Annotated in this window: 21 protein-coding genes; 12 read left to right on the top strand and 9 right to left on the bottom strand. The window is 65.7% G+C overall.

Annotation, left to right across the window (positions count from 1 at the left end; translation table 11 throughout):
- Nucleotides 1–4: 4 nt before the first annotated feature.
- Nucleotides 5–907 (bottom strand): LysR substrate-binding domain-containing protein, encoded by a 903-nt coding sequence (locus VFF99_RS14660; protein ID WP_325019123.1) that lies wholly within the window; start codon nucleotides 905–907, stop codon nucleotides 5–7.
- Between the two features lie 119 nt (nucleotides 908–1,026).
- Between VFF99_RS14660 and VFF99_RS14655 the strand changes: the two genes are divergently transcribed.
- From VFF99_RS14655 to VFF99_RS14645, 3 genes are read left to right on the top strand one after another with little or no spacing between them, the layout of a single operon-like run.
- Nucleotides 1,027–1,656: a glutathione S-transferase gene (locus VFF99_RS14655; RefSeq protein ID WP_325019121.1), complete on the top strand. Its 630-nt coding sequence runs from the start codon at nucleotides 1,027–1,029 to the stop codon at nucleotides 1,654–1,656.
- Nucleotides 1,657–1,667: 11 nt separating this feature from the next.
- Nucleotides 1,668–2,606, top strand: coding sequence for a pyridoxamine 5'-phosphate oxidase family protein (locus VFF99_RS14650; RefSeq protein WP_325019119.1), 939 nt, complete (start codon nucleotides 1,668–1,670; stop codon nucleotides 2,604–2,606).
- 45 nt (nucleotides 2,607–2,651) lie between these two features.
- Nucleotides 2,652–3,245 carry a phospholipase D family protein gene (locus VFF99_RS14645; protein WP_325019117.1) on the top strand — a complete coding sequence of 198 codons (594 nt, stop codon included), beginning with the start codon at nucleotides 2,652–2,654 and terminating at the stop codon, nucleotides 3,243–3,245.
- On the opposite strand, the gene VFF99_RS14640 is transcribed toward VFF99_RS14645, so the two are convergent.
- Nucleotides 3,246–4,163 (bottom strand): DUF808 domain-containing protein, encoded by a 918-nt coding sequence (locus tag VFF99_RS14640; protein WP_325019115.1) that lies wholly within the window; start codon nucleotides 4,161–4,163, stop codon nucleotides 3,246–3,248.
- A gap of 116 nt (nucleotides 4,164–4,279) precedes the next feature.
- Here VFF99_RS14640 and VFF99_RS14635 point away from each other — a divergent pair, with 116 nt between their 5' ends.
- Nucleotides 4,280–4,948, top strand: a complete 669-nt coding sequence (locus tag VFF99_RS14635; protein WP_325019112.1) for a 1-acyl-sn-glycerol-3-phosphate acyltransferase — start codon at nucleotides 4,280–4,282, stop codon at nucleotides 4,946–4,948.
- On the opposite strand, the gene VFF99_RS14630 is transcribed toward VFF99_RS14635, so the two are convergent.
- The 3 genes from VFF99_RS14630 to VFF99_RS14620 form a co-directional block, all read right to left on the bottom strand.
- Nucleotides 4,922–5,287 (bottom strand): hypothetical protein, encoded by a 366-nt coding sequence (locus VFF99_RS14630; RefSeq protein WP_325019110.1) that lies wholly within the window; start codon nucleotides 5,285–5,287, stop codon nucleotides 4,922–4,924. The genes VFF99_RS14635 and VFF99_RS14630 overlap by 27 nt on opposite strands.
- Nucleotides 5,288–5,453: 166 nt before the next feature.
- Nucleotides 5,454–7,658 (bottom strand): DUF1631 family protein, encoded by a 2,205-nt coding sequence (locus VFF99_RS14625; RefSeq protein ID WP_325019108.1) that lies wholly within the window; start codon nucleotides 7,656–7,658, stop codon nucleotides 5,454–5,456.
- A gap of 348 nt (nucleotides 7,659–8,006) precedes the next feature.
- Nucleotides 8,007–9,851, bottom strand: coding sequence for a phosphoenolpyruvate carboxykinase (GTP) (locus tag VFF99_RS14620; RefSeq protein ID WP_325019106.1), 1,845 nt, complete (start codon nucleotides 9,849–9,851; stop codon nucleotides 8,007–8,009).
- A 357-nt stretch (nucleotides 9,852–10,208) separates the two neighbouring features.
- Here VFF99_RS14620 and VFF99_RS14615 point away from each other — a divergent pair, with 357 nt between their 5' ends.
- The 4 genes from VFF99_RS14615 (at nucleotide 10,209) to VFF99_RS14600 (ending at nucleotide 15,760) form a co-directional block, all read left to right on the top strand.
- Entirely contained in the window at nucleotides 10,209–11,198 is a 990-nt protein-coding gene (locus VFF99_RS14615; RefSeq protein WP_325019105.1) for a D-2-hydroxyacid dehydrogenase family protein, read from the top strand.
- A 6-nt stretch (nucleotides 11,199–11,204) separates the two neighbouring features.
- Nucleotides 11,205–13,943 (top strand): pitrilysin family protein, encoded by a 2,739-nt coding sequence (locus tag VFF99_RS14610; RefSeq protein ID WP_325019102.1) that lies wholly within the window; start codon nucleotides 11,205–11,207, stop codon nucleotides 13,941–13,943.
- Between the two features lie 66 nt (nucleotides 13,944–14,009).
- Nucleotides 14,010–15,173, top strand: coding sequence for an MFS transporter (locus VFF99_RS14605; RefSeq protein WP_325019101.1), 1,164 nt, complete (start codon nucleotides 14,010–14,012; stop codon nucleotides 15,171–15,173).
- Complete coding sequence (locus VFF99_RS14600) at nucleotides 15,170–15,760, top strand: MOSC domain-containing protein (RefSeq protein WP_325019099.1); 591 nt, start codon at nucleotides 15,170–15,172, stop codon at nucleotides 15,758–15,760. Before VFF99_RS14605 ends, VFF99_RS14600 begins: the two co-directional genes overlap by 4 nt.
- Here the strand turns inward: VFF99_RS14600 and VFF99_RS14595 are convergent.
- Nucleotides 15,717–16,475 (bottom strand): L-asparaginase, encoded by a 759-nt coding sequence (locus tag VFF99_RS14595; RefSeq protein WP_325019097.1) that lies wholly within the window; start codon nucleotides 16,473–16,475, stop codon nucleotides 15,717–15,719. The genes VFF99_RS14600 and VFF99_RS14595 overlap by 44 nt on opposite strands.
- A gap of 549 nt (nucleotides 16,476–17,024) precedes the next feature.
- On the opposite strand from VFF99_RS14595, the gene VFF99_RS14590 reads away from it, so the two are divergent.
- Nucleotides 17,025–17,582, top strand: a complete 558-nt coding sequence (locus VFF99_RS14590; RefSeq protein WP_325019095.1) for a hypothetical protein — start codon at nucleotides 17,025–17,027, stop codon at nucleotides 17,580–17,582.
- On the opposite strand, the gene VFF99_RS14585 is transcribed toward VFF99_RS14590, so the two are convergent.
- Nucleotides 17,583–18,485, bottom strand: coding sequence for a LysR family transcriptional regulator (locus VFF99_RS14585; protein WP_325019093.1), 903 nt, complete (start codon nucleotides 18,483–18,485; stop codon nucleotides 17,583–17,585).
- Nucleotides 18,486–18,594: 109 nt separating this feature from the next.
- Here VFF99_RS14585 and VFF99_RS14580 point away from each other — a divergent pair, with 109 nt between their 5' ends.
- A complete protein-coding gene (locus tag VFF99_RS14580) occupies nucleotides 18,595–19,233 on the top strand; it encodes an NAD(P)-dependent oxidoreductase (RefSeq protein WP_325019091.1) in 639 nt (212 codons plus the stop codon).
- Between the two features lie 220 nt (nucleotides 19,234–19,453).
- On the opposite strand, the gene VFF99_RS14575 is transcribed toward VFF99_RS14580, so the two are convergent.
- Both VFF99_RS14575 and VFF99_RS14570 read right to left on the bottom strand, forming a co-directional pair.
- A complete protein-coding gene (locus VFF99_RS14575; protein WP_325019089.1) occupies nucleotides 19,454–20,509 on the bottom strand; it encodes an AbrB family transcriptional regulator in 1,056 nt (351 codons plus the stop codon).
- Between the two features lie 40 nt (nucleotides 20,510–20,549).
- The gene (locus tag VFF99_RS14570; RefSeq protein WP_414691543.1) at nucleotides 20,550–21,524 is read right to left on the bottom strand and encodes a Bug family tripartite tricarboxylate transporter substrate binding protein; all 975 of its coding nucleotides are present in this window, start codon (nucleotides 21,522–21,524) and stop codon (nucleotides 20,550–20,552) included.
- A 178-nt stretch (nucleotides 21,525–21,702) separates the two neighbouring features.
- Between VFF99_RS14570 and VFF99_RS14565 the strand changes: the two genes are divergently transcribed.
- Nucleotides 21,703–22,377: a response regulator gene (locus tag VFF99_RS14565; protein WP_325019087.1), complete on the top strand. Its 675-nt coding sequence runs from the start codon at nucleotides 21,703–21,705 to the stop codon at nucleotides 22,375–22,377.
- Complete coding sequence (locus VFF99_RS14560; protein ID WP_325019086.1) at nucleotides 22,374–23,777, top strand: sensor histidine kinase; 1,404 nt, start codon at nucleotides 22,374–22,376, stop codon at nucleotides 23,775–23,777. The genes VFF99_RS14565 and VFF99_RS14560 overlap by 4 nt, the downstream gene beginning before the upstream one ends.
- Nucleotides 23,778–23,811: the final 34 nt, after the last annotated feature.

Genomic DNA, 23,811 nt, shown 5'->3' with positions numbered 1-23,811 from the left:
TTCATCACAGGCGGGTGAAATCTTCCGCGCGCAGGCGCGGCACGGCGAAATCGATGAAAGCGCGCACCCGGGCGGACATCAACCGGGCATGGGGATACAGGATGGAAATCGGCACCGGGTCGGTCTCGAACTTGCGCAGCACGGGCTTGAGCTTCCCCGCGCGCACCGCTGCCTGCACTTGGTAAGACAGGAAGACGCCCAGTCCGAGTCCGTCGCAGCATGCATCGACCGCCGCCTCGACCAGGTTGGTCGTCATGCGCGGCTCCATGCGCACCCCCGACAGCCTGCCGTCTTCCCGGAATTGCCATTCCCGCAGTACGCTGCGACCGGTGAAGCCGATGCCTGCATGCCTGCCCAGTTCGGACGGATGGCGCGGGGTCCCGTTCGCCTTCAGGTATTCGGGGCTGGCGCATACAACGCGGCGAAGCTGGCCCACCGGCACCGCGTGCAGGGTCGAATCGGCCAGGTGGCCGATGCGCACCGCCAGGTCCACCCCTTCCTCGATCAAGTCGATGCTGCGATCAAGCATCAGCATTTCCACCGTCACCGCGGGATGATTGCGCATGAACGCCCGCACCAGCGGCGCCACATGGAGGCGCCCGAACAGCACGGGCATTGTAATCACCAGTTTTCCCGCGGGCTCGGCGCGCGCATCGAACAGCGTGTCCTCCGCTTCCTCCAGCTGGCCGAGGGCATGGCGGCAGATCGCGAGATAGCGGTGGCCTTCGTCGGTCAGATGAATACGCCGGGTGGTGCGATTGAACAGGCGTACGCCGAGGTTATCCTCCAGCTCAGCCAGGCGCCGCACCACGGTGGGCAGCGATGTATCGAGCGCGGCGGCGGCGGCGGTCAGGCTGCCTCGGTCGGCGATGGCAATGAAGGTCTGTATGCCGCGCAGTTTGTCCATGGTCTGGAAAAGACAGAAAGATTACTTCGCATTATGGAGTAATCTGCTTCATTTGCTGCCATTTATTCAGCAATGTAGTGCATGCAGAATCAAGTCTCCCGACAAAATGGAGACCCGATATGCAAGCAACTGCCCCGATCACGCTTTATCGCAGCCTCATTTCCGGCCACGCGCACCGCGCCGAGCTGTTCCTGTCCCTGCTCGGCCTGCCGTACAGGCCGGTCGACATCGACTTGCGCGCCGGGCAGCACAAGACGCCCGACTACCTGAAGATCAATCCCTTCGGCCAGGTGCCGGCAATCGACGACAACGGCACCGTGGTCGCCGACTCGAACGCCATCCTTGTCTACCTCGCGACGAAGTACGGCGACGCCCACTGGCTGCCGCGCGATGCGGAAGGCGCGGCCAGGGTGCAGCGCTGGCTGTCGGCGGCGGCCAGCGAGATCGCCTTCGGCCCGGCCACCGCGCGGCTCGGGAAGCGCTTCGGCGCCCCGGTCGACATGGAGGCCGCGCTGCGCCGCTCCGAGCGCCTGTTCCGGGTGATGGAGGGCGAACTGCATTCGCGCGCCTTCCTTGCCGGTGACGTTGTCACCATCGCCGACGTGGCCGCATACAGTTACATCGCACGCGCACCGGAAGGCGACATCTCGCTCGACCCCTGGCCGGCGGTACGCGCATGGCTTGCGCGCATCGAGGCACTGCCCGGCTTCCTGCCAATGATCGAAACGCCGGCGCCGAAGGCGGCATAACGAGGCATCCAATGCATACCGCTCCCTTTCACCCTGGCGAACAGCAGGCGCAGGCGCGTATCGGCGTCCGAGCGCAGATGGAAAAAGTCGGCAGCATCGTGCTGCGCGATTACATGCCCGACCAGCACCGCGAATTCTTCCCGCTGCTGCCCACGCTGTTCGTCGGCGCGGAAGATGCGGCCGGGCGCGTATGGGCCTCCCTGCTCTGGGGCGGGCCGGGTTTCGTCTCGTCGCCGGCGCCGGCCGCACTGCGCATCGATGCCCGTCTGATGCAAGACGATCCGCTCGCCGCCTCCCTGGCGCCTGGCACGCCGGTCGGCCTGCTCGGACTGCAGTTCGAGACGCGGCGGCGCAACCGCGCCAACGGCACGATTACCTCCGCCGATGCCACCGGTTTCGGGTTTGCCCTCGCGCAGAGCTTCGGCAATTGCGCCAAGTACATCCAGACGCGCGAACTGCAGGCGTGCGTGCAGGACGACGCGCTGCCCGCCGTTAGCGGCGGCGTGCACTTGCCCGCGCCGGCGCTCACGCTCGTGCGCCGTGCCGATACCTTTTTCATCGCCACCGCCGCCGACAAGGCCTACGGCACCGCACATGCGGCCGATGTCTCCCATCGCGGCGGCCGCCCCGGTTTCGTCCATGCGGACGACAACGGCACGATCGCGTGGCCGGACTTCCAGGGGAATAACTTCTTCAACACCATCGGCAACATCGCCGCCGACGGCCGCGCCGGCCTGCTGTTCATCGATTTCGAACGCGGCGACCTGCTGCACCTCAGCGGCCGGGCAGAAACGGATTGGGAGGGGCCGGACATCGCACGCGTCGCCGGCGCGCAGCGGGTGCTGCGGTTCCGCACGGAGCACCACGTATGGCGCCCCGGTGGGCTGCCGCTGCGCTGGAGCCTGAAGGAACAATCGCCGCATCTGGATGCCACCGGCGTGTGGGGGTGATTGCCGAAGGGAACTCCCGGCGATGGCGGGACTCAGATCGCCACCATGATGAAACTGATTTCCGCCCTTGCTTTCCTGATTGCCCTCGGCACCCACAGCGCTCATGCGCGCCAGCCCACCCTGGTCGACGAGCTCTCGCGCGCCATCCAGTCGCGCACCGACAAGGCGCCCTCCACGGCGCAGATCGAGTCCGGCTATTCCCCGGAAGGCAGCGCCGAGCGTCTCGTGCTCAAGACGATCAACGCGTCGCAAAAGAGCATCCGCCTCGCCGCCTACTCGTTCACCTCGCCCAAGGTGGTGCGGGCGCTCACCGATGCGCACCGGCGCGGCGTCGACGTGCGGGTGGTGGCCGACGAGAAGGGAACGACGTCGAAGTCGGGCAAGGCCGCGCTCAACTTGCTGGCCAATGCCGGCATCGCCGTGCGCACCAACGACAGGTATGTGATCCACCACGACAAGTACATCGTGAGCGACGGCCTGCACGTGCAGACCGGCTCATTCAATTATTCGCAGGCGGCGGCGAAGGCGAACAGCGAGAACGTGCTGGTGATCTGGCACAACGCCGAACTCGCGGCCTCCTACCTGCGGCACTGGCAGAGTCGCTACGATGAAGGCCGCGACTACCGGCCGGCCTACTGATCAGGCCGGCTTGCGGAACATGCGCAGCAGGTACTGGACGCCGCTGACGACGGCGAGCACGATGCCGCCGGCGACGACGCCGGCCAGCCCGTTCAACAGCGCCGAGGTCAGGGGTTCCAGCGCGCCGGTTGCGTGCGCGACGCCTTCGAGCGCGTGGTGCGCGACGGGTATGCCGTGCACGAGAATGCCGCCGCCGACCATGAACATCGCCGCCGTGCCCAGGATGGACAGCGACTTCATCAGAATGGGGGCAGTGCGCAGCAGCGCGCGTCCCAGAAGCTGCGCCGGCCCGCGGCGCTGCATGAGATGCATGCCCGCATCGTCGAGCTTCACGATGCCGGCCACCAGACCGTACACGCCCACCGTCATGATCGCGGCGATGGCCGTCACCACGGCCGCGCGCGTCTCGAACGCTGCGTCGGCGACGGCGCCCAGCGAGATCACGATGATTTCCGCGGACAGGATGAAATCGGTCCGGATCGCGCCTTTCACCTTCTCCTTTTCGAACGCCACCAGGTCCACGGCCGGGTCGGCGACGGCCTCGACCAGTTCGGCGTGGCGGTGGTCCTCTTCCTTCTTGTTCGCCAGGAATTTGTGCGCGAGCTTTTCGAAGCCCTCGTAGCACAGGAAGGCGCCGCCTATCATGAGCAGCGGCGTGACTGCCCACGGCGCGAATGCGCTGATGGCCAGCGCCGCCGGCACCAGGATGATCTTGTTCACCAGCGAGCCCTTGGCCACTGCCAGGACTACCGGGATCTCGCGCTCGGCCCGGACGCCGGAGACCTGCTGCGCATTGAGCGCGAGGTCGTCGCCAAGCACGCCGGCGGTTTTTTTCGCGGCGACCTTGGTCATTGCCGCCACATCGTCAAGAATGGTGGCGATATCGTCGAGCAGGGCTAACAGGCTGGCTCCGGCCATGCGTATCCTCGTTGGAAATGAGTGAAGTTGCTGATTTAATCATAACCCGCGCACCCCTGTCGCTTCTTGACCAATAGCATTTCCAGTTAGAAATAAAAGGCGGATAATGAGCCCTCATGTCCGACCATTACCTCACGACTGCGGGAGTAGCCACACGCTGGCAGCGTTTTGCCGTGCGCATGCTTGGCCTGTTCGGATGGCGCGTCAATGTCGCGCCGCTGCCCGGGCCGCGCGGCGTCGTCATCGTCTATCCGCACACCTCGAATTGGGATTTCGTCATCGGCCTGCTCGCCAAATGGGCGATCGGCGTCCGTTTTCGCTGGCTGGGCAAGGAAGCTTTGTTCAAGGGGCCGTGCGGCGCACTGCTCGGACCGTTCTTCCGCGCCTGGGGCGGCGAGCCGATCGAGCGCGCGTCCAATACCGGCGCCATCGAACGGTTGGCGGCGCGGATCCGGGCGGCTGACGAATACTGGCTGGCGCTGGCGCCGGAAGGCACGCGCAAGTACCGCGACAGCTGGCGCAGCGGCTTCTACCACATTGCCTTGTCGGCCGGCGTTCCGCTCGGGATGGCGTGCATCGATTACCGCACCCGGGAAGTGCGCATGGTCAGCTATGCCATGCTCACCGGGGACGTCGAGTCAGACCTGGCGTGCATTCGCGAGGCCTATCGCACCTGCCGCGGCCTGAAGCACGAGTGCGCCGCGCCGATCGTCTTCGCCAACAACGCGCGGCGCGAGCTGCCGCAGACGGTGGAACAGTCAGGACGCGTCCGCCGCCGGGCCTGACTGCGCCGCGTACGGGACGGCTTCGTCCACGCGCTGGGTAGACTGGTATTCGCGTTCGATATGCGAAAAGAAGGTCGATGCGCCGTACTTGTTCTTGAACCAACGGCACCACGCGGCGTCTTCGCGCAGCGCGGCTTCGGATTGCTCCAGTTCGTCGATCTGTCGTGCCTTGGATTCGGCATCGGCGTTCGCCAGCTGCGCCGCCGACTCGGCATCGCGCATCTGCTGCATGAGCGTCGCATTCACTGCCTGCAGGCGTTCGATCGTACGTGCTGCCGATTCCACAATTCTCAGCAAGTCATCCAGCGTGACATCCTTGTTGCCATCTTGCTGTGCCAATTCTTCTCTCCCATCAGAAACACATTGCCATTCAATGCGTTCCTTAGGTGCATAAATGTTCGTGCAGTTCCGCAACATATTGCCCGGCGGGCAGATTGATCGAAAATGCAAAAAAAAGCGCGAGCAGGTTGACTGTCGCGCTTGGGGAAAGCAGCACTACCACGCCCTATGCCGCTGACTTCGCCTCCATTGCCGCATCGTTCGCACCGTCCGCGCCAAAGACCGACGCCAGCGCGCTACCGACCAGTCCCGACAGCGACAGGATGCGCGCACGTCCTTCCCGCATCGCCTGCGCCAGCTCCTCGGCCGATACCGAGAGGGCTTCCAGGCGGTCATTGGTCGAGAAGATGTACAGGCTGCGCATGGGGCTGACCCAGGCCAGCTTGATCTTGATGACCGTGCCGTCCGTGCGCTTGAATTCGATCCATGTCCCGCGTTCGAGATCGTCGACCATCTGGTCGAATGCATCCGGTTCGGGTTCCGGCTGCTGCGTTGCCTGGCGCTGCGCCCGCCGCTCCGCGGCACGCTTGGCCACGGCGAGCGCGATCTGCATCTGGCGCTCCGGCGACAGCTCCAGCGGCGCGCGCACGATAGAGGCATGGCACTCGGCCAGCTCCTTGAAGAAGCGCTCACGGTCGTCGCCGTGCCACTTGATCAGGTCCAGCCATTTGTTCAGCATGGCGACCATGGGCGGCAGCTTGGCCAGCAAGTCCTTGCGCTCGGCGGCCGTGATCTTCGGCTTCACGCTCCAGCACAGGTCGTCCATTGTGCGGATCGCGCTCTCGACGGCCTGCGGCTTCTCGTCCTTGACGCCGTAGGCAAGCGTCAGCACACGCACCCACTTGTCCTCGAGGAAGGTCTCGACGAAGGCGACCACCTCGCCGGTGCCCACCCGCATCGCGACCTCGTTCTTCGCCGCCTTCACGCATTGGTCATGCCGCTCCTGCTGCAGGGCGTTGCCGATCGAATTGGCCAGCACCTGCTCGGTCGCGGTGTCGTCGCGCTTGATAAAAGCCAGCAGCTCGGCTGCGGCATCCGCGAAGACGCCCATGCGCTGGTCGGATTCCTGCTGGATGCGCTTGACGTTGCGCTGGATGACCGCGTACAGCGGATCGGCATCGCCCTTGCGCGGGTCCCAGCCGACGGACAGCCGGGTCATCAGGTCCAGCACCCGGCGCGCGGGATGGCCGGCCTTGAAAAAGAAATCCTTGTCCTGCACCGCCGCCTTCAGCACCGCTACCTGCAGCGCGCCGATCAGGGCCTTCATCTCGTCGGCGATGTCGTCGTTGGCGAACACGGTGCCGAAGATCTTCTTCAACAGGTTGATGACGCTGGTATCGGTCGCCGTCAGCGCGCCCGTCGGCGCATCCTTGCGAATGCGGTCGAGGATGTCGACATGGAAGGGCGCGGCGCGCATGGCACCCTTGGCGGGCTGAGCCGGCTGGGCGGAAGCAGTGCGCTGCACGGCCGACAGGAAGGACATCAATTCGTTGCGCGACGCGGTCGCGTGCAGCGCGTCCTCCGCAAACAGTGCCGGGAAGTCGGTATCGAGCGCGCGGTCGCCGCTGCGGGCGGGCGTCTTCTCTTCCGCGGGGAACAGGCGGCGCAGCTGCCGGGTGACCGGATCCAGCGATGCTTCGTCCTGGCCGGGGGAGGCTTTCTTTTCCGCGTCCAGCGTGGCGACCAGCGCCGCGGCCGGCAGGTGCGGCACGATGCCGCGCTTGATCAGCGCCATGTTCAGCGCATGCAGCACCGGCGCGAGATCGAGGCAGAGCGAGGGGCCGAGCAGGCGGTACACCAAGTGGTGGGTCTGCGTATCCGGCTGGAATTCGCACCAGGATTCGTGGATCACCGACAGGAAGACCTGCGGGCGGAAGGGATTCTGCGCCGTCTGCAGCGCCTCGCGGCCGAGCAGCGAGGCCAGGCGGATGTTGAGCGCGGTCAGGCGGGTATTGTTCTCGGCCTCGATCCCGCGGGCGGCCTTGACCAGGCAGAGCTTCTTGTCCACTTCCAGCTCGGGCGGCAGCGGCGCCGGGACGGCCGCCGATTCCTGCACCGTGCCGGGATATTCGGCCGCCAGCACTTCGTTATGCAGGGCGGCCCCGAGCCGCTCGGACATCACATAATAGAAGGGATAGCGGTTGCGCTTGAGGAGCGCGGAGGAAGCGGCGAGCAGCTTCGCGTCCTGCGGGTCGCCGGCCGTCTTGGCCGCGTCCAGCATGGCGTCGGCCAGGCGCGTGATAAAGCCGTCAATCTGCTTGTTGGCCAGGCCCGCCGCGGTATCCGCAAGCGCCTGCAACACCTCGATCCGGAGGGAAGGCGGAATCGGGTTTGCGCTGTGCGCATCGACGAGTGAGACTTCGGAAGCCATGGCCGGGCTGCATTGAGTGAATGTAGGGAAGGGATGTCCAGTAAATCAGACTCTCACCTCATTCTTGCACAATATTGCCGTACGGCAAGATTTCAATTGTAAGGAAACGTTACTTTCCGTGTGGAAACATTTTTCCATGCTCGGAAGTCCAGCTAGCGCCCACTTCTCTTCGAAGCTAGATCTTTCAAAGAACCGTGCTCTTGCGGTGAAATCGCGGCGGAAACCGGGTTGTCCGCTTTGCATTAGAAAATTGACATGCAGTAACAAAAAGCTTGTCTTCCCGGTAGCATACGAAAAAAAAGCGGCCGGATATTCCGGCCGCCTTCATCTTGCCCTGCCCGGCGCAGCTTACGCTGCCAGGCGCTTCTCCAGCGAAGCCTTGGTCGACTCCAGCTCGGACGGCAGGTGGTACTTCAGCTTGTCGAACAGTTCGGCATGCAGCTTGAGCTCGGCTTCCCATGCCGCCTTGTCGATCGAGGTGATGCGGTCGAACTGCTCCTGGGTGAACTCCAGGCCGTCCCACTGCAGGTCCTCAAAGCGCGGGGTGACGCCGAAGATGTTCTCGACGCCGCCGGCATTGCCTTCGATGCGGTCGAGCATCCACTTCAGCACGCGCATGTTGTCGCCGAAGCCCGGCCAGACGAACTTGCCGTTCTCGTCGGTGCGGAACCAGTTCACGCAGAAGATCTTCGGCAGTTCGGCCGGCGAGGCGGCAATCTTCTTGCCGATGTTCAGCCAGTGCTGGAAGTAGTCGCTCATGTTGTAGCCCATGAACGGCAGCATCGCGAACGGGTCGCGGCGCACCACGCCCTGCTGGCCGGCGGCCGCAGCGGTGGTTTCCGAACCCATGGTCGCGGCCATGTAGACGCCTTCCACCCAGTTGCGGGCTTCGGTCACCAGCGGCACCGTGGTCGAACGGCGGCCGCCGAAGATGAAGGCCGAGATCGGCACGCCGGCTGGGTCGTCCCAGGCGGCATCGATCACCGGATTCTGAGTGGCGGCGACGGTAAAGCGGGCGTTGGGGTGCGCTGCCTTGCGGCCGCAGTCCGGCGTCCAGTCCTTGCCCTGCCAGTCGACCAGGTGAGCGGGCGCTTCCTTCGTCAGGCCTTCCCACCAGACGTCACCGTCGTCGGTCAGCGCGACGTTGGTGAAGATGGTGTTCGCGTTCAGCGACGCCATGCAGTTGGAGTTCGTGGCGGTGTTGGTGCCCGGCGCCACGCCGAAGTAGCCGGCTTCCGGATTGATCGCGTACAGGCGGCCGTCGGCGCCCGGCTTGATCCAGGCGATGTCGTCGCCGATGGTCGTGACCTTCCAGCCGTTGAAGGCCTTGGGCGGGATCAGCATCGCGAAGTTGGTCTTGCCGCAGGCCGACGGGAAGGCGGCGGCGACGTAATGCTTCTTGCCTTCCGGCGATTCCACGCCGAGGATCAGCATGTGTTCCGCCAGCCAGCCCTGGTCGCGGCCCATGGTGGAGGCGATGCGCAGCGCGAAGCACTTCTTGCCCAGCAGCGCGTTGCCGCCGTAGCCGGAGCCGAAGGACCAGATCTCGCGGGTTTCCGGATAGTGGACGATGTACTTGGTCTGGTTGCACGGCCACGGCACGTCCTTCTCGCCGGCGGCCAGCGGCTTGCCGACGGTGTGCACGCAGGGCACGAACTCGCCGTCGCTGCCCAGCACCTCGTACACGGCCTTGCCCATGCGCGTCATGATGCGCATGTTCACCGCGACGTAGGGGGAGTCGGACAATTCAATGCCGATGTGGGCGATCGGCGAGCCGAGCGGCCCCATCGAGAACGGCACCACGTACATGGTGCGGCCGCGCATGCAGCCGTCGAACAGGCCGTTCAGGGTCACGCGCATTTCCGCGGGGGCCATCCAGTTGTTGGTCGGGCCGGCGTCTTCCTGCTTTTCGGAGCAGATGAAGGTGCGGTCTTCGACGCGCGCCACGTCGGACGGGTCGGAGCAGGCGAGGTAGCTGTTGGGGCGCTTGGCTTCGTTGAGCTTCTTCATGGTGCCGGCGGCGACCATTTCCGCGCACAGGCGATCATATTCTTCCTGGGAGCCGTCGCACCAGTAGATGCTGTCGGGCTTGGTCAGGGCGGCGATTTCCGAAACCCAGTTGATCAGCTTCTGGTGTTTCACGTAGGTTGGTGCATTCAATGCTGCAATGCCTCCCATAACGGGCTGGTTCATAAAAAACTACCTCCAATGCCAATAAAGAAATCTGTCTTGTCCCGGTGCGGCAGGATCGTCGTCAGCTTTTGGCTCGGCTAGGGCGCATTGGTCTAGCGGTACGGCGGTCATGTCGAGGGCGGTCGTGAGGTAGGACCGCGCTGCCCGAAAAATGGAATAATGCTCGGGCTGGTGGGCTCGTTTCCTCCAGGGGGAGTAACGAGAAGTTAAGGACCGATTGTACACGGGGCAACACCTCGGCTCAATGATTTACAACAAAAATGTAGGAAAAATAGTTGAGTTTTGTAGTAGGCATTTGTGCTTTCTGCCGAGACTCGTATCTTTGCTACGGTTTTGCAGGCAAACGGGCAAGAACATATGAAAATAGCCATTCTCGACGACTATCAGGACTGCGTTACCCGTCTCGATTGCTTCCGCCTGTTAGAGGGGCATGATGTCAAAGTGTTCACGAACAGCGCAAAAGGTGTAGTACAACTTGCGCTGCGTCTAAAGGACTTCGATGCGCTGGTGCTGATCCGCGAACGTACCGTCCTCAGCCGGCAACTGCTCGGCAAGCTGCCCCGGCTCAAGCTCATCTCGCAAACCGGCAAGGTGAGCGGTCACATCGATGTTGATGCGGCAACTGCGGCAGGTATCGCGATCGCTGAAGGCGTGGGCGACCCGGCCGCCCCCGCCGAGCTGACCTGGGCGCTGATCATGGCGGCCTCCCGCAAGATCCCGCAGTACGCGGCCAACCTCCGCCAGGGCCTGTGGCAGACCGCTTCCATCAATCCCGAGCTCAACACCCTGGGCACGCTGCTCAGGGGCAGGACACTGGGCATCTGGGGCTTCGGCCGCATCGGAAAACTCGTTGCCGGCTACGGCAAGGCATTCGGCATGGATGTCATGGTCTGGGGCAGCGAAGCCGGCCGCGATGCCGCGCGCCAGCAGGGATTCCGCGAGGCAGCGTCGCGCGAGGACTTCTTCGCGCAGGCCGACGTCCTCTCGCTGCACCTGCGGCTGAACGAGGCCACGCGCGGGCTGGTCACTGCCGAAGACCTCGACCGCATGAAGCCGAGCGCGCTCTTCGTCAACACCAGCCGCGCCGAACTGCTGACGGAAGGCGCGCTGGAAGCCGCCTTGCACCGCGGCCGTCCCGGATCTGCCGCGGTCGATGTCTTCGAGGCCGAACCGCTGCCGCCCGACGCGCCGCTGCTGCGCATCCCGACCGTGCTGGCCACGCCGCACCTCGGCTATGTCGAGAAGGACAGCTACGAGCTGTACTTCCGCGCGGCGTTCCAGAACATCGTGGATTTCGCGGCCGGCACGCCGAAGAACATCCTCAATCCCGCCGCTCTGGGCCGGTAAGCAAGCATGCAAGGCTTTACCTTGCGCGCGTTGGCCGCCGCCTTCCTCGCTCTCGCACTCCTCGCCGCCGCGCGCGCCGGGATGATACCGGGCGCGCGGCAGGTGACCGCTGTCGAAGGCGTCGTCGAGTACCGTCTCGACAACGGCCTGCGCATCCTGCTCGCCGCGGACAACAGCAAGCCGGTCGTCACCGTCAACATCGTCTATCTCGTCGGCTCGCGCCACGAGAGCAGCGGGGAGGCGGGCATGGCGCACCTGCTGGAGCATCTCGTCTTCAAGGGCACGCCGTCCACGCCCGACCCGAAGACCGAATTCGCCCAGCGCGGCATGCAATGGAACGGCACCACGTCCTACGACCGCACCAACTACTACGCCACTTTCAATGCCGAAGGCGACAACCTCGACTGGTACCTCGGCTGGCTGGCCGACGCCATGGTCACTGCCCACGTCGCGCAACGCGACCTCGACAGCGAAATGACCGTGGTGCGCAACGAATTCGAGCGCGCCGGAGTGCGCGCCGACATCGCGCTCTACCAGGCCGTGCTGGCCAGCGCCTACCAGTGGCACCCGTATGGCAGGGCGGTGATCGGCACCCTGTCCGACATCGAAAACGTCTCGATCACGCGCCTGCAACGCTTCTACCGCGAGTTTTACCAGCCCGACAATGCGGTGCTGGTGGTGGCCGGCAAGTTCGATCCCGCCGCCGTGCTCGCGCGCATCGCCGCCACCTTCGGCAAGCTGCCGCAGCCCGCCCGCCAGCTCCCGCCCTTCTACACGCAGGAGCCGGTGCAGCAGGGCGAACGCCATGTCACCTTGCGCCGCAGCGGCGCCTCGCCCCTGGTGGCCGCCGCCTACCACGCGGTCCCGGCCGGCAGCCGCGACTTCGCGGCACTGACCGTCCTGCGCCAGATCCTCACTGCCGTTCCCGGCGGCCGCCTGCACCAGGCATTGGTGCAGACCGGGCTGGCAAGCGCCGTCTCCGACTGGTCCCAGCACACGCGCGATCCGGGCCTGCTCTACTTCAGTGCCCTGCTGTCGGACGGCACGGACTTCGACGCCGCCCAGCAAGCCATGCTGGAAGCGCTGGAGAAGATGGCGCCCGTGACCGAGGATGAAGTCCTGCGCGCCCGCACGCTGCTCGTCAATGCCATCAGCCGCGGCCTGCTCGACGCGCCGGGCGTGGCCATGAGCCTGACCGAACCCATTGCCGCCGGCGACTGGCGGCTGCGCTTTGCCATGCGCGACTGGATCGCGGAAGTCACGCCTGCCGACGTCGATCGCTTGGCACGCGCCATCCTCGTGCAAGGCAACCGCACCACCGGCCGCTTCATCCCCGCCGCCCAGGCGCCGCGCGCCCCGGCATGGCCGCGCCCGGACCTCGACGCCCTGCTGAAGGATTATCGAGGCCGCGCGCCTGCCGCCGCGATCGAGGCCTTCCCCATGATGAACACCGAGATCGACGCCCGCACGCAGGTAAGCTCCCTGCCCGTCGGCATGAAGATCGCCATCCTGCCGCGGGCCACCAAGGGCGGCCGTGTCAGCGCCACTCTCCGCCTGCGCTGGGGAACGCCCGACAGCCTGCGCGGCAAGCGGACAGACGCCCTGCTGCTGCCCGGCATGATGCTCAAGGGCACCGCAAGGCGTTCGCGCAGCGAGCTGAACAACCTGTTGGCGGAGCTCGACAGCGCCATCAGCGTCAACGGCATCGCGCCGGCTGCCGGCGGCCTCGCCGGTCTGGCGGTCGACTTCAACGCGCCGGTGGAAAACCTGGGCCGCGTGCTGGAACTGGTCGCCGAGGTCTTGCGCATGCCCGCTTTCCCCGACGACGAATTCGAACAGGCGCGGCGTGCCGCGACCGCGCAGATCCTGGCCGCGCAGAACGATCCCGCGTCCCACGCCACGCTCACGCTCGCGCGGCATACCGTGCGCTACGACAAGGACGACCCGCGCAGTGCCTGGCACCCGGATGAAACACGGCAGGCGGCACGCGAAGCCAGCGCCGCACGCGTCCAAGCCTTTTACGAAGCCCATGCCGGCGCCAGCCACGCCGAGCTGGCGATGGTGGGGCCGGTGGAGCCGGCACGGGTGACGGAACAACTGCGCGCGCTGTTCGACGACTGGCGCAGCCCGCAAGCCTATGCACGCATCCCGCGGCCTCACCAGGAAACCCCGGCCATGCGCTTTGTGCTCGACATGCCGGACAAGACCAATGCCGCCTACGCCGCCGTCCTCCCTGTCGCACTGGATGAAATATCGCCGGACATGCCTGCGCTCTACACCGCCGTGCAACTGCTGGGCGGGCGCGCCGGCGCGCGGCTGTGGAACCGGCTGCGCGAAAAGGAAGGGCTGAGTTACAGCGTGAACGCCGCGCTTGCCGTCAGCACGCGCGACGGCAGCGGGCGCATCACGATCAGCGGCAGCTTCGCGCCGCAGAACCGCGACCGCTTCGAAGCCGCGCTGCGCGACGAACTCGACAAGGTGCTGGCCGACGGCTTCAGCGCGCTCGAGGTGGATTTCGCAAAGGAAGCGATCCTGCGCGTGCGGCGGCAAAACCTCGTGCAGGAACGCACGGTCGCCGCCATGCTCGCCGACAATTTGTTCTGGGGACGGACCATGGCAGCGCGCGAACAGCGCGACCAGGACTTTGCCGCGGTCACGCCGGAGCAGGTGAACGCCGCGCTGAAGAAATACCTCGACCCGGCGAAGATGTCGTCCGCCGTTGCCGGCGACTTCGGTCAGAAATAAGGCCGCGTCACTTTCGGCACGGTCGTTCATATTTCGCTACACTGGAGCGTCCTTCCTGGAGTTCCCATGCAGACCAGACTGTGGTCCCTCACCCTCGGCAATTTCGCCATCGGCACCGGCGTGATGATCGTGCCCGGCATGCTCAACGAGCTGAGCGCCGACCTCGCGATTTCGCCGGCACAGGTCGGCATGCTCATTTCCGCCTTTGCGATGACGATCTGCGTCACCGGGCCTCTCCTGGCCGGCTGGACCAGCGCCATCGAGCGCCGCAAGCTGCTGACCGCGTCGCTGCTGCTGTACGCCGCCATGCACTGGCTGGCGGCGCTGGCGCCGGGATACAACACCCTGCTCGCGGCACGCATGCTGACCGCGCTCGGCGCCGCCGTGTTCACCGCACAGGCCGCCGCTACCGCAGGGCTGATGGTGCCGGCGGAAGTGCGCGGCAAGGCCATCGGCCTGGTCTTCCTCGGCTGGTCGATCGCCGCCGTCGTCGGCACCCCGATCGGCGCCTATCTCGGCGCGCATATCGGCTGGCGTCCGACGCTCGGACTGGTCGGCCTGCTGGCGGCCCTGTTCGCCGCCGGCGTGTGGCTGCAGATTCCGCCGAAACTGTTTGTCGCACCGATGGACCGCGCCGCATGGAAGGCGCTGTTCGCCAACAAGCCGCTGCTGCTCGCCATCTCGGTCACCGCGATCCAGGCGCTGGGCATGTTCACCATCTTTTCCTACATGGCCTTGCTGCTGAAGGATTTCATCGGCGCCACGCCCACCGTCATCAGCCTCATGTTCCTCTGCTTCGGCGTCACCGGCGTGCTCGGCAACGTGATCGGCGCACGCGTGATGGACCGCATCGGTCCGATGCGCGTCGGCGTCGTTGCGATGAGCTGCATGCTGACGGCCATCGTCCTGTGGCCGCTGACGCGCGGTTCGCTGCCGTTCACCGTGGTGCTGATCCTGCTATGGGGACTGGGCTGCTTTGCGATCAACGGCGCGCAGCAGGCACGCCTGGTGGGAATGGCGCCGCAGCTTGCCTCGGCATCGGTATCGCTGAACTCATCGGCCATCTATCTCGGCCAGGCGGCAGGCGCGTTTGCCGGCGGGCTGATCATTTCCACCCAGGGCACCGGCAGCCTGTCGTTCTACAGCGCGGTGCCGATGGCCGCCGCCATCGGCGTGTCCATCTATGCCGCCAATCTCGCCGGACGCCGGCGCGTGATGGAGGCCGCATGAAGGTATTGAGCGTGAACGCGGGGAGCATCGGCGACCTCTTCGTGCCGCAGTCGGATCGCATGCGCCGCGTGGCGACCGGCATCCACAAGCATCCGGTCGAAGGTCCGGTGAAGGTCGGCAAGCTGGGCATCGAAGGCGACGAGCAGGCGGACCTGACGGTGCACGGCGGACTGAACAAGGCGGTGTATGCCTATCCGTCCGAGCACTATGCATTCTGGATCGCGCAGCGCCTTGCGGTGCACAAGCGCGAGGAGCCGCTGCCGCCCGGTTCCCTCGGCGAGAACCTGACGCTGCAGGGCGTGCTGGAAAGCGACCTGTGGATGGGGGACCGCCTGCACATCGGCAGCGTCGTCCTCGCAGTGACCGAGCCGCGCCAGCCCTGCTACAAGTTCAATGCGAAGATGGGCTTTTCGCACGCGGCGAAGATGATGGTGCAGGCGGGGAACAGCGGCTTCTACCTGCGCGTGATCGAGATCGGTACGCTGCAGGCCGGCGACGCGGTGAGCATCGTTCCCGGCAAGCGGGAGACCTCACTCGCGCAGCTCAACGAACGGCGTCTGAAGGGGCGTCAGCGCGATTTGTTCTGAATCCGGTTTTCACCAGCGCGCGTCCGCCCGTCCACAGCTTGGTCCAGCCCGGCGGCCAGGGCAGCGGGGGCCCCGCATAGGCAGGCACGCCGCGGCGCACCGGGATCACCGGCAGATGCTCGGGCACCGGACCGTCACGCAAGTCCCATCCCAGCGTGTAGGCGTAATTCGGCAGCAGCGCCTCGCATACCATGTCGAACCACGCGGTGTGGTCTTCATCGCGCCGCAATGCCTGCGCCAGCCCGTGCGGGTCGAAGCGCGCGAAGGCATGCACCAGTTCCTGCGCCGTCGCGCCCGGCTGGTCGCCCCAGCCCAGCACCGGATTGAAGTTGTAATCCGCACCCGAGCCGTACCATCCTTCGCGCCATGCGCGGTCGATCCAGTTGCGCTGCCCGGTGAACAGGTGCCAGCGCCAGTGCAGGCCCGAGGGCTTGGGCCAGGAATACAGGTACAGGCGCTCGTAGCCGGCGCGGTGCAATTCACGCACCATCGCCATCAGGCGCGCGTGCGGCATGCGATCCGGGGCGTCGCGGCGAAAGCGGATCGGTTCGCCGTCCGCATGGTGCAGTTCATCGTGCGAAAGGTTCAGGTCCAGCGTGCGCACTTCATCGCCGAAGCGCGCAGAGACCCACCCGGTCAAGAGGTTGACCGAGGTAAGGACGCCATAGCCGCGAAAGCGATGGAAGATGACGGTGCCGGGTGCAAGGGGTTTCATCGGTATTTCAAACTCTGTTCATGACGCTGGACGCAGCCTTCCTTGCCGTCGTACTGGGGCGGCAAGGGCAAGGGCGTTCAACACACTGTAAACCATCCGCAGGCACAAATCACGTCTTGATTTTTGCGCGGATTACCGTCGCAAGAAGCGGCCCCGCCGCATGATGCGGCACGGATCCAGCGAGGGGATGCGGCAATGCGGATTGCGGGTCTGCGATGCGTTGCCCGTCATGTTCATCGCCGCCGAGGATCGCTCCCTGTTAGCGATTCGGACAGTCGCTCAGGCAATTTGTTCAATTGCTTTTGCTGCTTAGCCAAGCTTGCATTCACCACAATGTCGCCGCATGGCACTAAAAGAGTGCGCGCCCACCTCGCTTCATTCGCTCGCCCGGGCGCAAGGTGTTGAACGAGAAAGAAAAAACGGCAAGCGTTCGGTACTGCCGCGCGATGGCCTGCAAATTGCAATGTTGTCGGCGTGCACGATCTTGTGCGGCGCGTTCGCCTTACCGGGCTGCGTGCATCCAGCCACCCCTTATCAAGGACAGCAAACATGCGAAACACTGCATCCCTCGTCATCGATCCCGTCCGCGGCATGAGCACATCGAATCAGGACATTCTCGGCAGCGGCGTGCTTTACGAACGGCTGTGCCTGATCACGGAAGTGCTCGGCCGCTTCGTCTCATCCGCCCCGCGCGCCGTCGATCTCGCGCAACTGGAGAAACACACAGGCAGGCAGGCCAGGGAATTGCTCCGGCTGTGCGCGATGCTGTGCAGCGAACAGCTGCTGCAACCGCACCCCACGCTGCGGCGCTGCTGGACCCTCGCGTGCGACGCCAGCCTCGTCACGCTGGAAGACGCTTTTCGCTGCGCGATGGCGGAGCAGGCTGCGCGCGGCAAGCCGGGCCGTCCGCGCGCAGCGCAGGAGGGCGCGCCGCGCCGCGAGGTCGACATGCTGGTGATGCAGGCGACGATGGGCATCAACCAGAGCATCTTCCAGCACCTGCGGCAATTTTCGCTCGACAGGCTGAAGGTCGGCGCCGCCGGCATGTTCGGCACGCGGCGCAGCGTGCCCGATCCGTGGTCGCACGCGCGCCTGTCCTTCAGCTGATCAGGCCGGCTTCAGCCACGCGCGGTAAAAGTCGATGAACTGCCGTACCCGCGGCGGCACGTGCCGCCCGGGCGGATACACCGCGTGGATGCCGGCGCGCGGCAGCGACCAGTCCGGCAGCAGCCGCACCAGCGCGCCCGACTTCAGGTCGTCCTGGACGCTGTACTGGTCCAGCACCGACACGCCGGCGCCCTGGCGCAACATAGTGCGCAGCGCCCCGGGCGAATCGACCCGGATGCGCGACTTCACCTGTACCGTGCGCGTCTCGCCGCGGCGACTGAATTTCCAGGTGAAAGGCGTCGGCAGCAGCATCAGGGCCACCCAGTCATGCGCCGCCAGGTCTTCCGGCTGCTTCGGCCTGCCGGCGCGCGCGAGGTAGGCGGGCGAGGCCACCAGGTGCTGTTCGAACTCGCCCAGCTTCACGGCGCGCAGCGAAGAATCGCGCAGCCAGCCGAGACGGATGGCGAGGTCGATGCCTTCCTCGACCAGGTCCACCACGCGGTCGCCGGTGCGCAGGTCGATCTGCAACGCCGGATGGCGCGCGGCGAACTCCGCCGCCGCTCTCGCCAGCGACTGCACCGCATGGTCCACGCTGGTGGTCAGGCGCAGCGTTCCCGCCAGCATGCCTTCATCATGGCCGACCTGGTCGATCGCCTCCTGCAAGCCGTGCAGCAGCGGCTTGCATTCCTCATGCAGCCTGCGTCCCGCATCAGTGAGGCTGACCTTGCGCGTGGTGCGCACGAACAGCGCCGTGCCGAGTTTCGCTTCCAGCCGTGCGACCTGCACGCTGACTTTGGCCTTGGCGACGCCGAGCCGGTCGGCCGCCGCCGTAAAGCCGCCGCACTCGACCACGGCAGCGAACACGACGAGACTGTTCAGGTCGACCTGGTTCAGGAGAGACATGATGGATTGTTCTGGATATGGTAACAATCAATTATTCACTTGCCCGTTTATCTGATCAATCGTTTTCGCGATGATGGTGCCTGCATTCTGACAACCTGGAGAATCCATCATGCGTATTGCCCTCATCGGCGCCACCGGTTTCATCGGCTCCGCCATCCTCAAGGAAGCCCTGTCGCGCGGCCACCAGGTCACGGCGGTCGTCGCGCATCCCGGCAAGCTCGCGCCTGCCGCGAACCTCACACCGGTCGGCGTCGATGTGCTCGACCAGGCGCAGCTCGCCGCTCGGCTCAAGGGAGTTGACGCCGTCATCAGCGCCTTCAGCGGCCATGCGCAGAGCGATGTCTATGACTACTACCTGCGCGGTATCCGCGCCATCATCGTCGCAACGAAGGAAGCTGCCGTACCCCGCCTGCTGGTGGTCGGCGGCGCCGGCAGCCTCGAAGTGGCGCCCGGCCTGCAACTGCTCGATACCCCAAATTTCCCGGCCATGTACAAGCCGACCGCCGAAGGCGCGCGCGAGGCGCTCAGGCTGCTGCGCGAGGAAAAGTCCCTGAACTGGACCATGTTGAGCCCGTCGGCCGTGATCGCGCCGGGCGAGCGCACCGGCAAGTTCCGGCTCGGCGGCGACCGCCTGCTGGCGGACGAGAAGGGGGAAAGCCGCATCTCGGTGGAAGACTATGCGGTGGCAATGGTCGATGAACTGGAAAAGCCCACCCACCTCCGCCAGCGCTTTACCGTGGGCTATTGAAGCGAACGACTGTTCCCTTATGCGCGCCTTGCATGAAGTGATGCAAATATGGCATTGGATTGCCAAATAGACATCAATTACGATGATGGAACAGTGCCAGTCGGGAAAGTTTAAGCGTCTTTCAACCGGCTGTCTCCTGGGTTGGAAGTGGCGTCGGGGGCGACCGCCACTTCCTTTTTTTTGCCTGTGCGTTTTTGTCTGCGCGCGTTTTTGCCTCGACTTATGCGCGCCGGCGCTTCCACGCCCGCATTGCGCGGAACAACGGGCCGATGGTCAGCACCAGCGCCGACATGCGCGTCACGTGAAACGCAGTGACGATCGGCACGCCGAGCTGCAGGGTCTTCGCCGTCAGGCTCATTTCCGCGATGCCGCCCGGTGAGGTGGCGAGGATGGCGGTGGCCGGATGGATGCCGCTCAGCGCCGACAGGCCGAAGGCGAAACCGGCGGCAATCGCCATGGCCGCCAGCGTGCAGAGTGCGACGCTGGCAAGGAAACGCGGCGCGGTATGCAGGAATTCCGGCGTGAAGCGCGTACCGAGCGAAATCCCGATGAACAGCTGGCCCAGCCGCACCATCCATTCGGGCAGCGCGGAGAGGTTGGTTCCGGTCGCCGTCAGCGCAATGGCGACCGCAAGCGGGCCGATCACCCACGAATTCGGCGAGCCGATCCGCTTGAGCAGCAGCGCACCGCCGCAGGTCAGCAGGATCAGCAGCGCCAGACCGGGATAGTCGACTTCGCGTGCGCCCGGCGCATACATGTCGCTGCCGTGCACATCCGCAAACTTGAACAGGAAGGGGATGATCCCCACCACCATCATGATGCGCAGGCTGTGCGCGGCGGCCACCCGGTCCACCTTGGCGCCGTGGCGCTCGCCCTGGGTGGCCATTTCCGACGCCCCGCCGACCGCCATCGCAAAGAATGCGGTGGTCTGCTCCACGCCCGACAGCCGGTGCAGCAGCCAGCCGCAGAAGGCGCCGAGCAGCAGGGCGAACACCACGCCCGCGACGATATACCCGAGATAGGCCGCCAGCACCGCCAGCACCGGCGGCGTGAAGTACAGGCCGAGGGCGGTGCCGATCGCCCACTGGCCCGCCTCCCTCACCTGTTGCGGATTGTAGAGCTTCACACCGGCCATGCGGGCGACGGCCGTGGAGAACAGCGGGCCGATCATCCACGGCAGCGGCGTGTCGAGCCAGTCGCAGGCCACGGCGGCGATGAGGCCGATGGTGAGGGAGAGGAGGAAAGGCCGCAGGCCGTCGCGCTTCAGGAAAGGCATGATGCTTGTTGCAGACCCGCGGGCCTGCGTCCGGGCGGAATCAGCGCAGCAGTCCCAGCTCCTTGGCCTGCCTGCCGTATTCTTCCACCGTGTTCTTCACATAACCGGTCAGTGCATCGCCCGTCATCGCGAAGGGATACAGGCCGTGCGCCGCCCGCAATTGTTCGAAGGAAGGCTGCGCCATCATCTTCTCGAAGGCGGCAACCCACTTGCGGTAATCCTTGTCCGGCACGTTCGGACCCATGTAGAGTCCGCGAATGATCGGCCAGTCCAGCGCGAAGCCCTGCTCGCGCGCGGTCGGGATATGCGCGAGCGGTCCGGGCAGGCGCTTGTCGGCCAGCACCGCGAGCACGCGGATCTTGCCGGTCGGGACATACAGCGCCGCCTCCGACACATCGCCCGACACCGCCTGCACATAGCCGCCGAGCAGCGCCGTGAACGATTCGCCGCCACCCTCGAAGGCCACCAGGCGCAGCGACTTCGGCTCGCCGCCCGCCTGCCGCATGAGGATGGACATTTTCAGCCAGTCCTGGCTGCCCACCGTGCCGCCGGCGCCGATGGAGATCGCACCCGGATTGCGCCTGATCGCATCCAGCAGCTCGCGCAGCGTCTTGTACGGCGAATCCTCGCGCACCGCGACCATGCCGTAGTCCGCGCCTACCGCCGCCACCCAGCGCACATCGGCGGCCGAGGCCTTGCCGTACTTGCCCTGCGCGAGGTTGAGCAGCGAGCCGCCGGAAAATGCGACCAGCGTGTCCGGCTCGGCGCGCCGCTGCGACAGCACCGAGCTCCACGCGACGGCGCCGATGCCGCCCGGCAGGTAGGTAATGCGCAGCGCCGGGTTGACCTGCGCCTGTTTCGCGACCGGCTCCAGGCCCTTGCGCGCCAGCTTGCAGGTCAGGTCCATGCCGCCGCCCGGCTTGGCCGGGACGACGCATTCCGGTGCGCGCGGATTGGCTCCTGCCTGTGCGGCAAGCGTCATTGCCAGTGTGAAGAGCAGGGCGCGGATTGTCATGTTGCATCTCTGGTGACCGTTTCACGTCATTCTTGCCGATATTCGCGGAGCAGACAAACGCTGCTGCTTTTCCAGTATGATGGGCAACGCCGCCGCGCAGCGATGCGCCGCAGTACTCCCGCGGCAACCGGCCACCATACTCCGTCGCAGCTTTCAGACGGCTTTCAATCGAACAACTATGCGTATCCTCCTGGTCGAAGACCACGCCGAGCTCTCGCGCTGGATCAGCAAGGCGCTGCAAGATGCGCGCCTGACGGTCGAGTGTGCGATGAACGGCGCCGACGCGGACGCCTTGCTGCACACGCAAGAGTACGCGCTGGTGATCCTCGACCTCACGCTGCCGAAGATGGACGGCCTCGAGGTGCTCAAGCGCATGCGCGCACGCGGCAACAAGGCGCCGGTGCTGGTGCTCACTGCGCGCGGCGGTCTCAACGACCGCGTGCAGGGCCTCAACCTCGGTGCCGACGATTACCTCGCCAAGCCCTTCGAGCTGGTCGAACTGGAGGCGCGGGTGAAGGCGCTGCTGCGCCGCTCCCAGGGCAATGAAGCGGTGGTGCTGAACTGCGGTGCCTTGTCATTCGACACCGTGTCGCGCATGTTCAGCTATGGCGGCACGCCGCTGGCGCTCACGCCGCGCGAGCATTCGGTGCTCGAAGTGCTGATCACGCGCGCCGGCCGCGCGGTGCCGAAGGAGAAGCTGTTCGACGCCGTGTTCGCGCTCGACGACGATGCCAACGTCGACGCCATCGAAATCTACATCCATCGCCTGCGCAAGAAGCTGGAACGCGCCGAACCCGGCCGCGTCGCCATCACCACGCTGCGCGGGCTCGGCTACCTGCTCGAAGAAAAGTGAGTTCCGCCAGTCGTACCGGCAGCCTGCGCGGCCAGTTGCTGGCATGGCTGCTCATTCCCCTTGCGATCCTGGTGGCGATCGATGCCGTCACCGTGTACCACGCGTCGATCGAGGCAGCCGACCTCGCCTATGACCGCTCGCTGCTCGCCTCCACGCGCGCGCTGTCGGAGCGCGTCTCCCTGGTCGAGGGCAAGGTGGTGGCGGACGTGCCCTACGTGGCGCTGGACAGTTTCGAGACCGATACGCTGGGCCGCATCTACTACAAGGTCACCGGCATCAACGGCGATTTCGTTTCCGGCTACGACGACCTGCCGCCGCTGCCCAAGGATGTGCAGCGCTCTCAGGCCTATCCGGCGCTGGTGTACTTCTACCAAGCCGTCTACCGCGGCGAGCCGGTGCGCATCGCCGCACTCTACCAGCCGGTGTACGACGACACCATCCGCGGCATCGCACTGATCCAGGTCGGCGAGTCGCTCGAGGCCCGCCGCGACCTGTCGCGCAAGATCCTGTTCGACACGCTGCTGCGCGAAGCCATGCTGGTGCTCGCCGCCGCCGCGCTGGCCTGGTTCGGCGTGCGCTATGCCCTGCGGCCCTTGATGCGGCTGACCGACACAGTCGGCGCGCGCAAGCCGACCGACCTCTCCGATTTCAATCCCGACCTCGTGCACAAGGAAGTGCGGCCGCTGGTCGCCGCCATGAACGGCTACATGGCGCGGCTGCAGACGCTGATCGCCGGACAGCGGCGATTCATCGCCGATGCCTCGCACCAGCTGCGCACGCCGCTCACGGTCCTCAAGACCCAGGCCGAGCTGGCGCTGCGCGAGAACGATCCGAAGGCCATGCGCGCCATCGTGGAAAGCATTGCCGGCACCACCGACGCCACCGTGCACCTCGCCAACCGCCTGCTGTCCCTGGCACGCGCCGAACACGGCGCTGCCGAAGGCGAGCTGCAGCCGGTGTCGCTCGCCAGCGTGGCAAGGCAGGTCGGGCTGGAGCTGGCGGTGGAGGCGGTCAAGAAGGACATCGACCTTTCCTTCGAAGGACAGCGCGAGGTCATGGTGCGCGGCAACGCACTGCTGCTCCACGAAATGCTGGCCAACCTCGTCGACAACGCCATCCGCTACACCCCGCACGGAGGCAAGGTGGCGCTGCGCGTCTTCAAGGTCGACGTGCCCATGCTGGAAGTGGAAGACAGCGGTCCCGGCATTCCGCAAGCCGATCGCGAGCGCGTGTTCGCGCCGTTCTATCGCGCCGCATCTGCGCAAGAGACCCATGCCGCCGGCAGCGGCCTCGGGCTGACCATCGTGCGTGACATTGCGGCCATGCACGGTGCGGAAGTCGCATTGTTGGACGGCGCGCAAGGCGCCGGCCTCAAAGTCAGGATACTTTTTCCAGTCTGACGGAAGTTTCCATTCAGCTTTGCAACCTTATGGG

It is taken from the genome of Noviherbaspirillum sp. (assembly GCF_035654295.1).
GTDB lineage: Bacteria > Pseudomonadota > Gammaproteobacteria > Burkholderiales > Burkholderiaceae_D > Noviherbaspirillum.
This window is presented reverse-complemented; position numbering and strand designations above follow the sequence as displayed.

Coding starts and splice junctions, on each gene's coding strand:
- VFF99_RS14660 (WP_325019123.1), bottom strand. CDS start 907: ATGGACAAACTGCGCGGCATACAGACCTTCATTGCCATCGCCGACCGA.
- VFF99_RS14655 (WP_325019121.1), top strand. CDS start 1,027: ATGCAAGCAACTGCCCCGATCACGCTTTATCGCAGCCTCATTTCCGGC.
- VFF99_RS14650 (WP_325019119.1), top strand. CDS start 1,668: ATGCATACCGCTCCCTTTCACCCTGGCGAACAGCAGGCGCAGGCGCGT.
- VFF99_RS14645 (WP_325019117.1), top strand. CDS start 2,652: ATGATGAAACTGATTTCCGCCCTTGCTTTCCTGATTGCCCTCGGCACC.
- VFF99_RS14640 (WP_325019115.1), bottom strand. CDS start 4,163: ATGGCCGGAGCCAGCCTGTTAGCCCTGCTCGACGATATCGCCACCATT.
- VFF99_RS14635 (WP_325019112.1), top strand. CDS start 4,280: ATGTCCGACCATTACCTCACGACTGCGGGAGTAGCCACACGCTGGCAG.
- VFF99_RS14625 (WP_325019108.1), bottom strand. CDS start 7,658: ATGGCTTCCGAAGTCTCACTCGTCGATGCGCACAGCGCAAACCCGATT.
- VFF99_RS14620 (WP_325019106.1), bottom strand. CDS start 9,851: ATGAACCAGCCCGTTATGGGAGGCATTGCAGCATTGAATGCACCAACC.
- VFF99_RS14615 (WP_325019105.1), top strand. CDS start 10,209: ATGAAAATAGCCATTCTCGACGACTATCAGGACTGCGTTACCCGTCTC.
- VFF99_RS14610 (WP_325019102.1), top strand. CDS start 11,205: ATGCAAGGCTTTACCTTGCGCGCGTTGGCCGCCGCCTTCCTCGCTCTC.
- VFF99_RS14605 (WP_325019101.1), top strand. CDS start 14,010: ATGCAGACCAGACTGTGGTCCCTCACCCTCGGCAATTTCGCCATCGGC.
- VFF99_RS14600 (WP_325019099.1), top strand. CDS start 15,170: ATGAAGGTATTGAGCGTGAACGCGGGGAGCATCGGCGACCTCTTCGTG.
- VFF99_RS14595 (WP_325019097.1), bottom strand. CDS start 16,475: ATGAAACCCCTTGCACCCGGCACCGTCATCTTCCATCGCTTTCGCGGC.
- VFF99_RS14590 (WP_325019095.1), top strand. CDS start 17,025: ATGCGAAACACTGCATCCCTCGTCATCGATCCCGTCCGCGGCATGAGC.
- VFF99_RS14585 (WP_325019093.1), bottom strand. CDS start 18,485: ATGTCTCTCCTGAACCAGGTCGACCTGAACAGTCTCGTCGTGTTCGCT.
- VFF99_RS14580 (WP_325019091.1), top strand. CDS start 18,595: ATGCGTATTGCCCTCATCGGCGCCACCGGTTTCATCGGCTCCGCCATC.
- VFF99_RS14575 (WP_325019089.1), bottom strand. CDS start 20,509: ATGCCTTTCCTGAAGCGCGACGGCCTGCGGCCTTTCCTCCTCTCCCTC.
- VFF99_RS14570 (WP_414691543.1), bottom strand. CDS start 21,524: ATGACAATCCGCGCCCTGCTCTTCACACTGGCAATGACGCTTGCCGCA.
- VFF99_RS14565 (WP_325019087.1), top strand. CDS start 21,703: ATGCGTATCCTCCTGGTCGAAGACCACGCCGAGCTCTCGCGCTGGATC.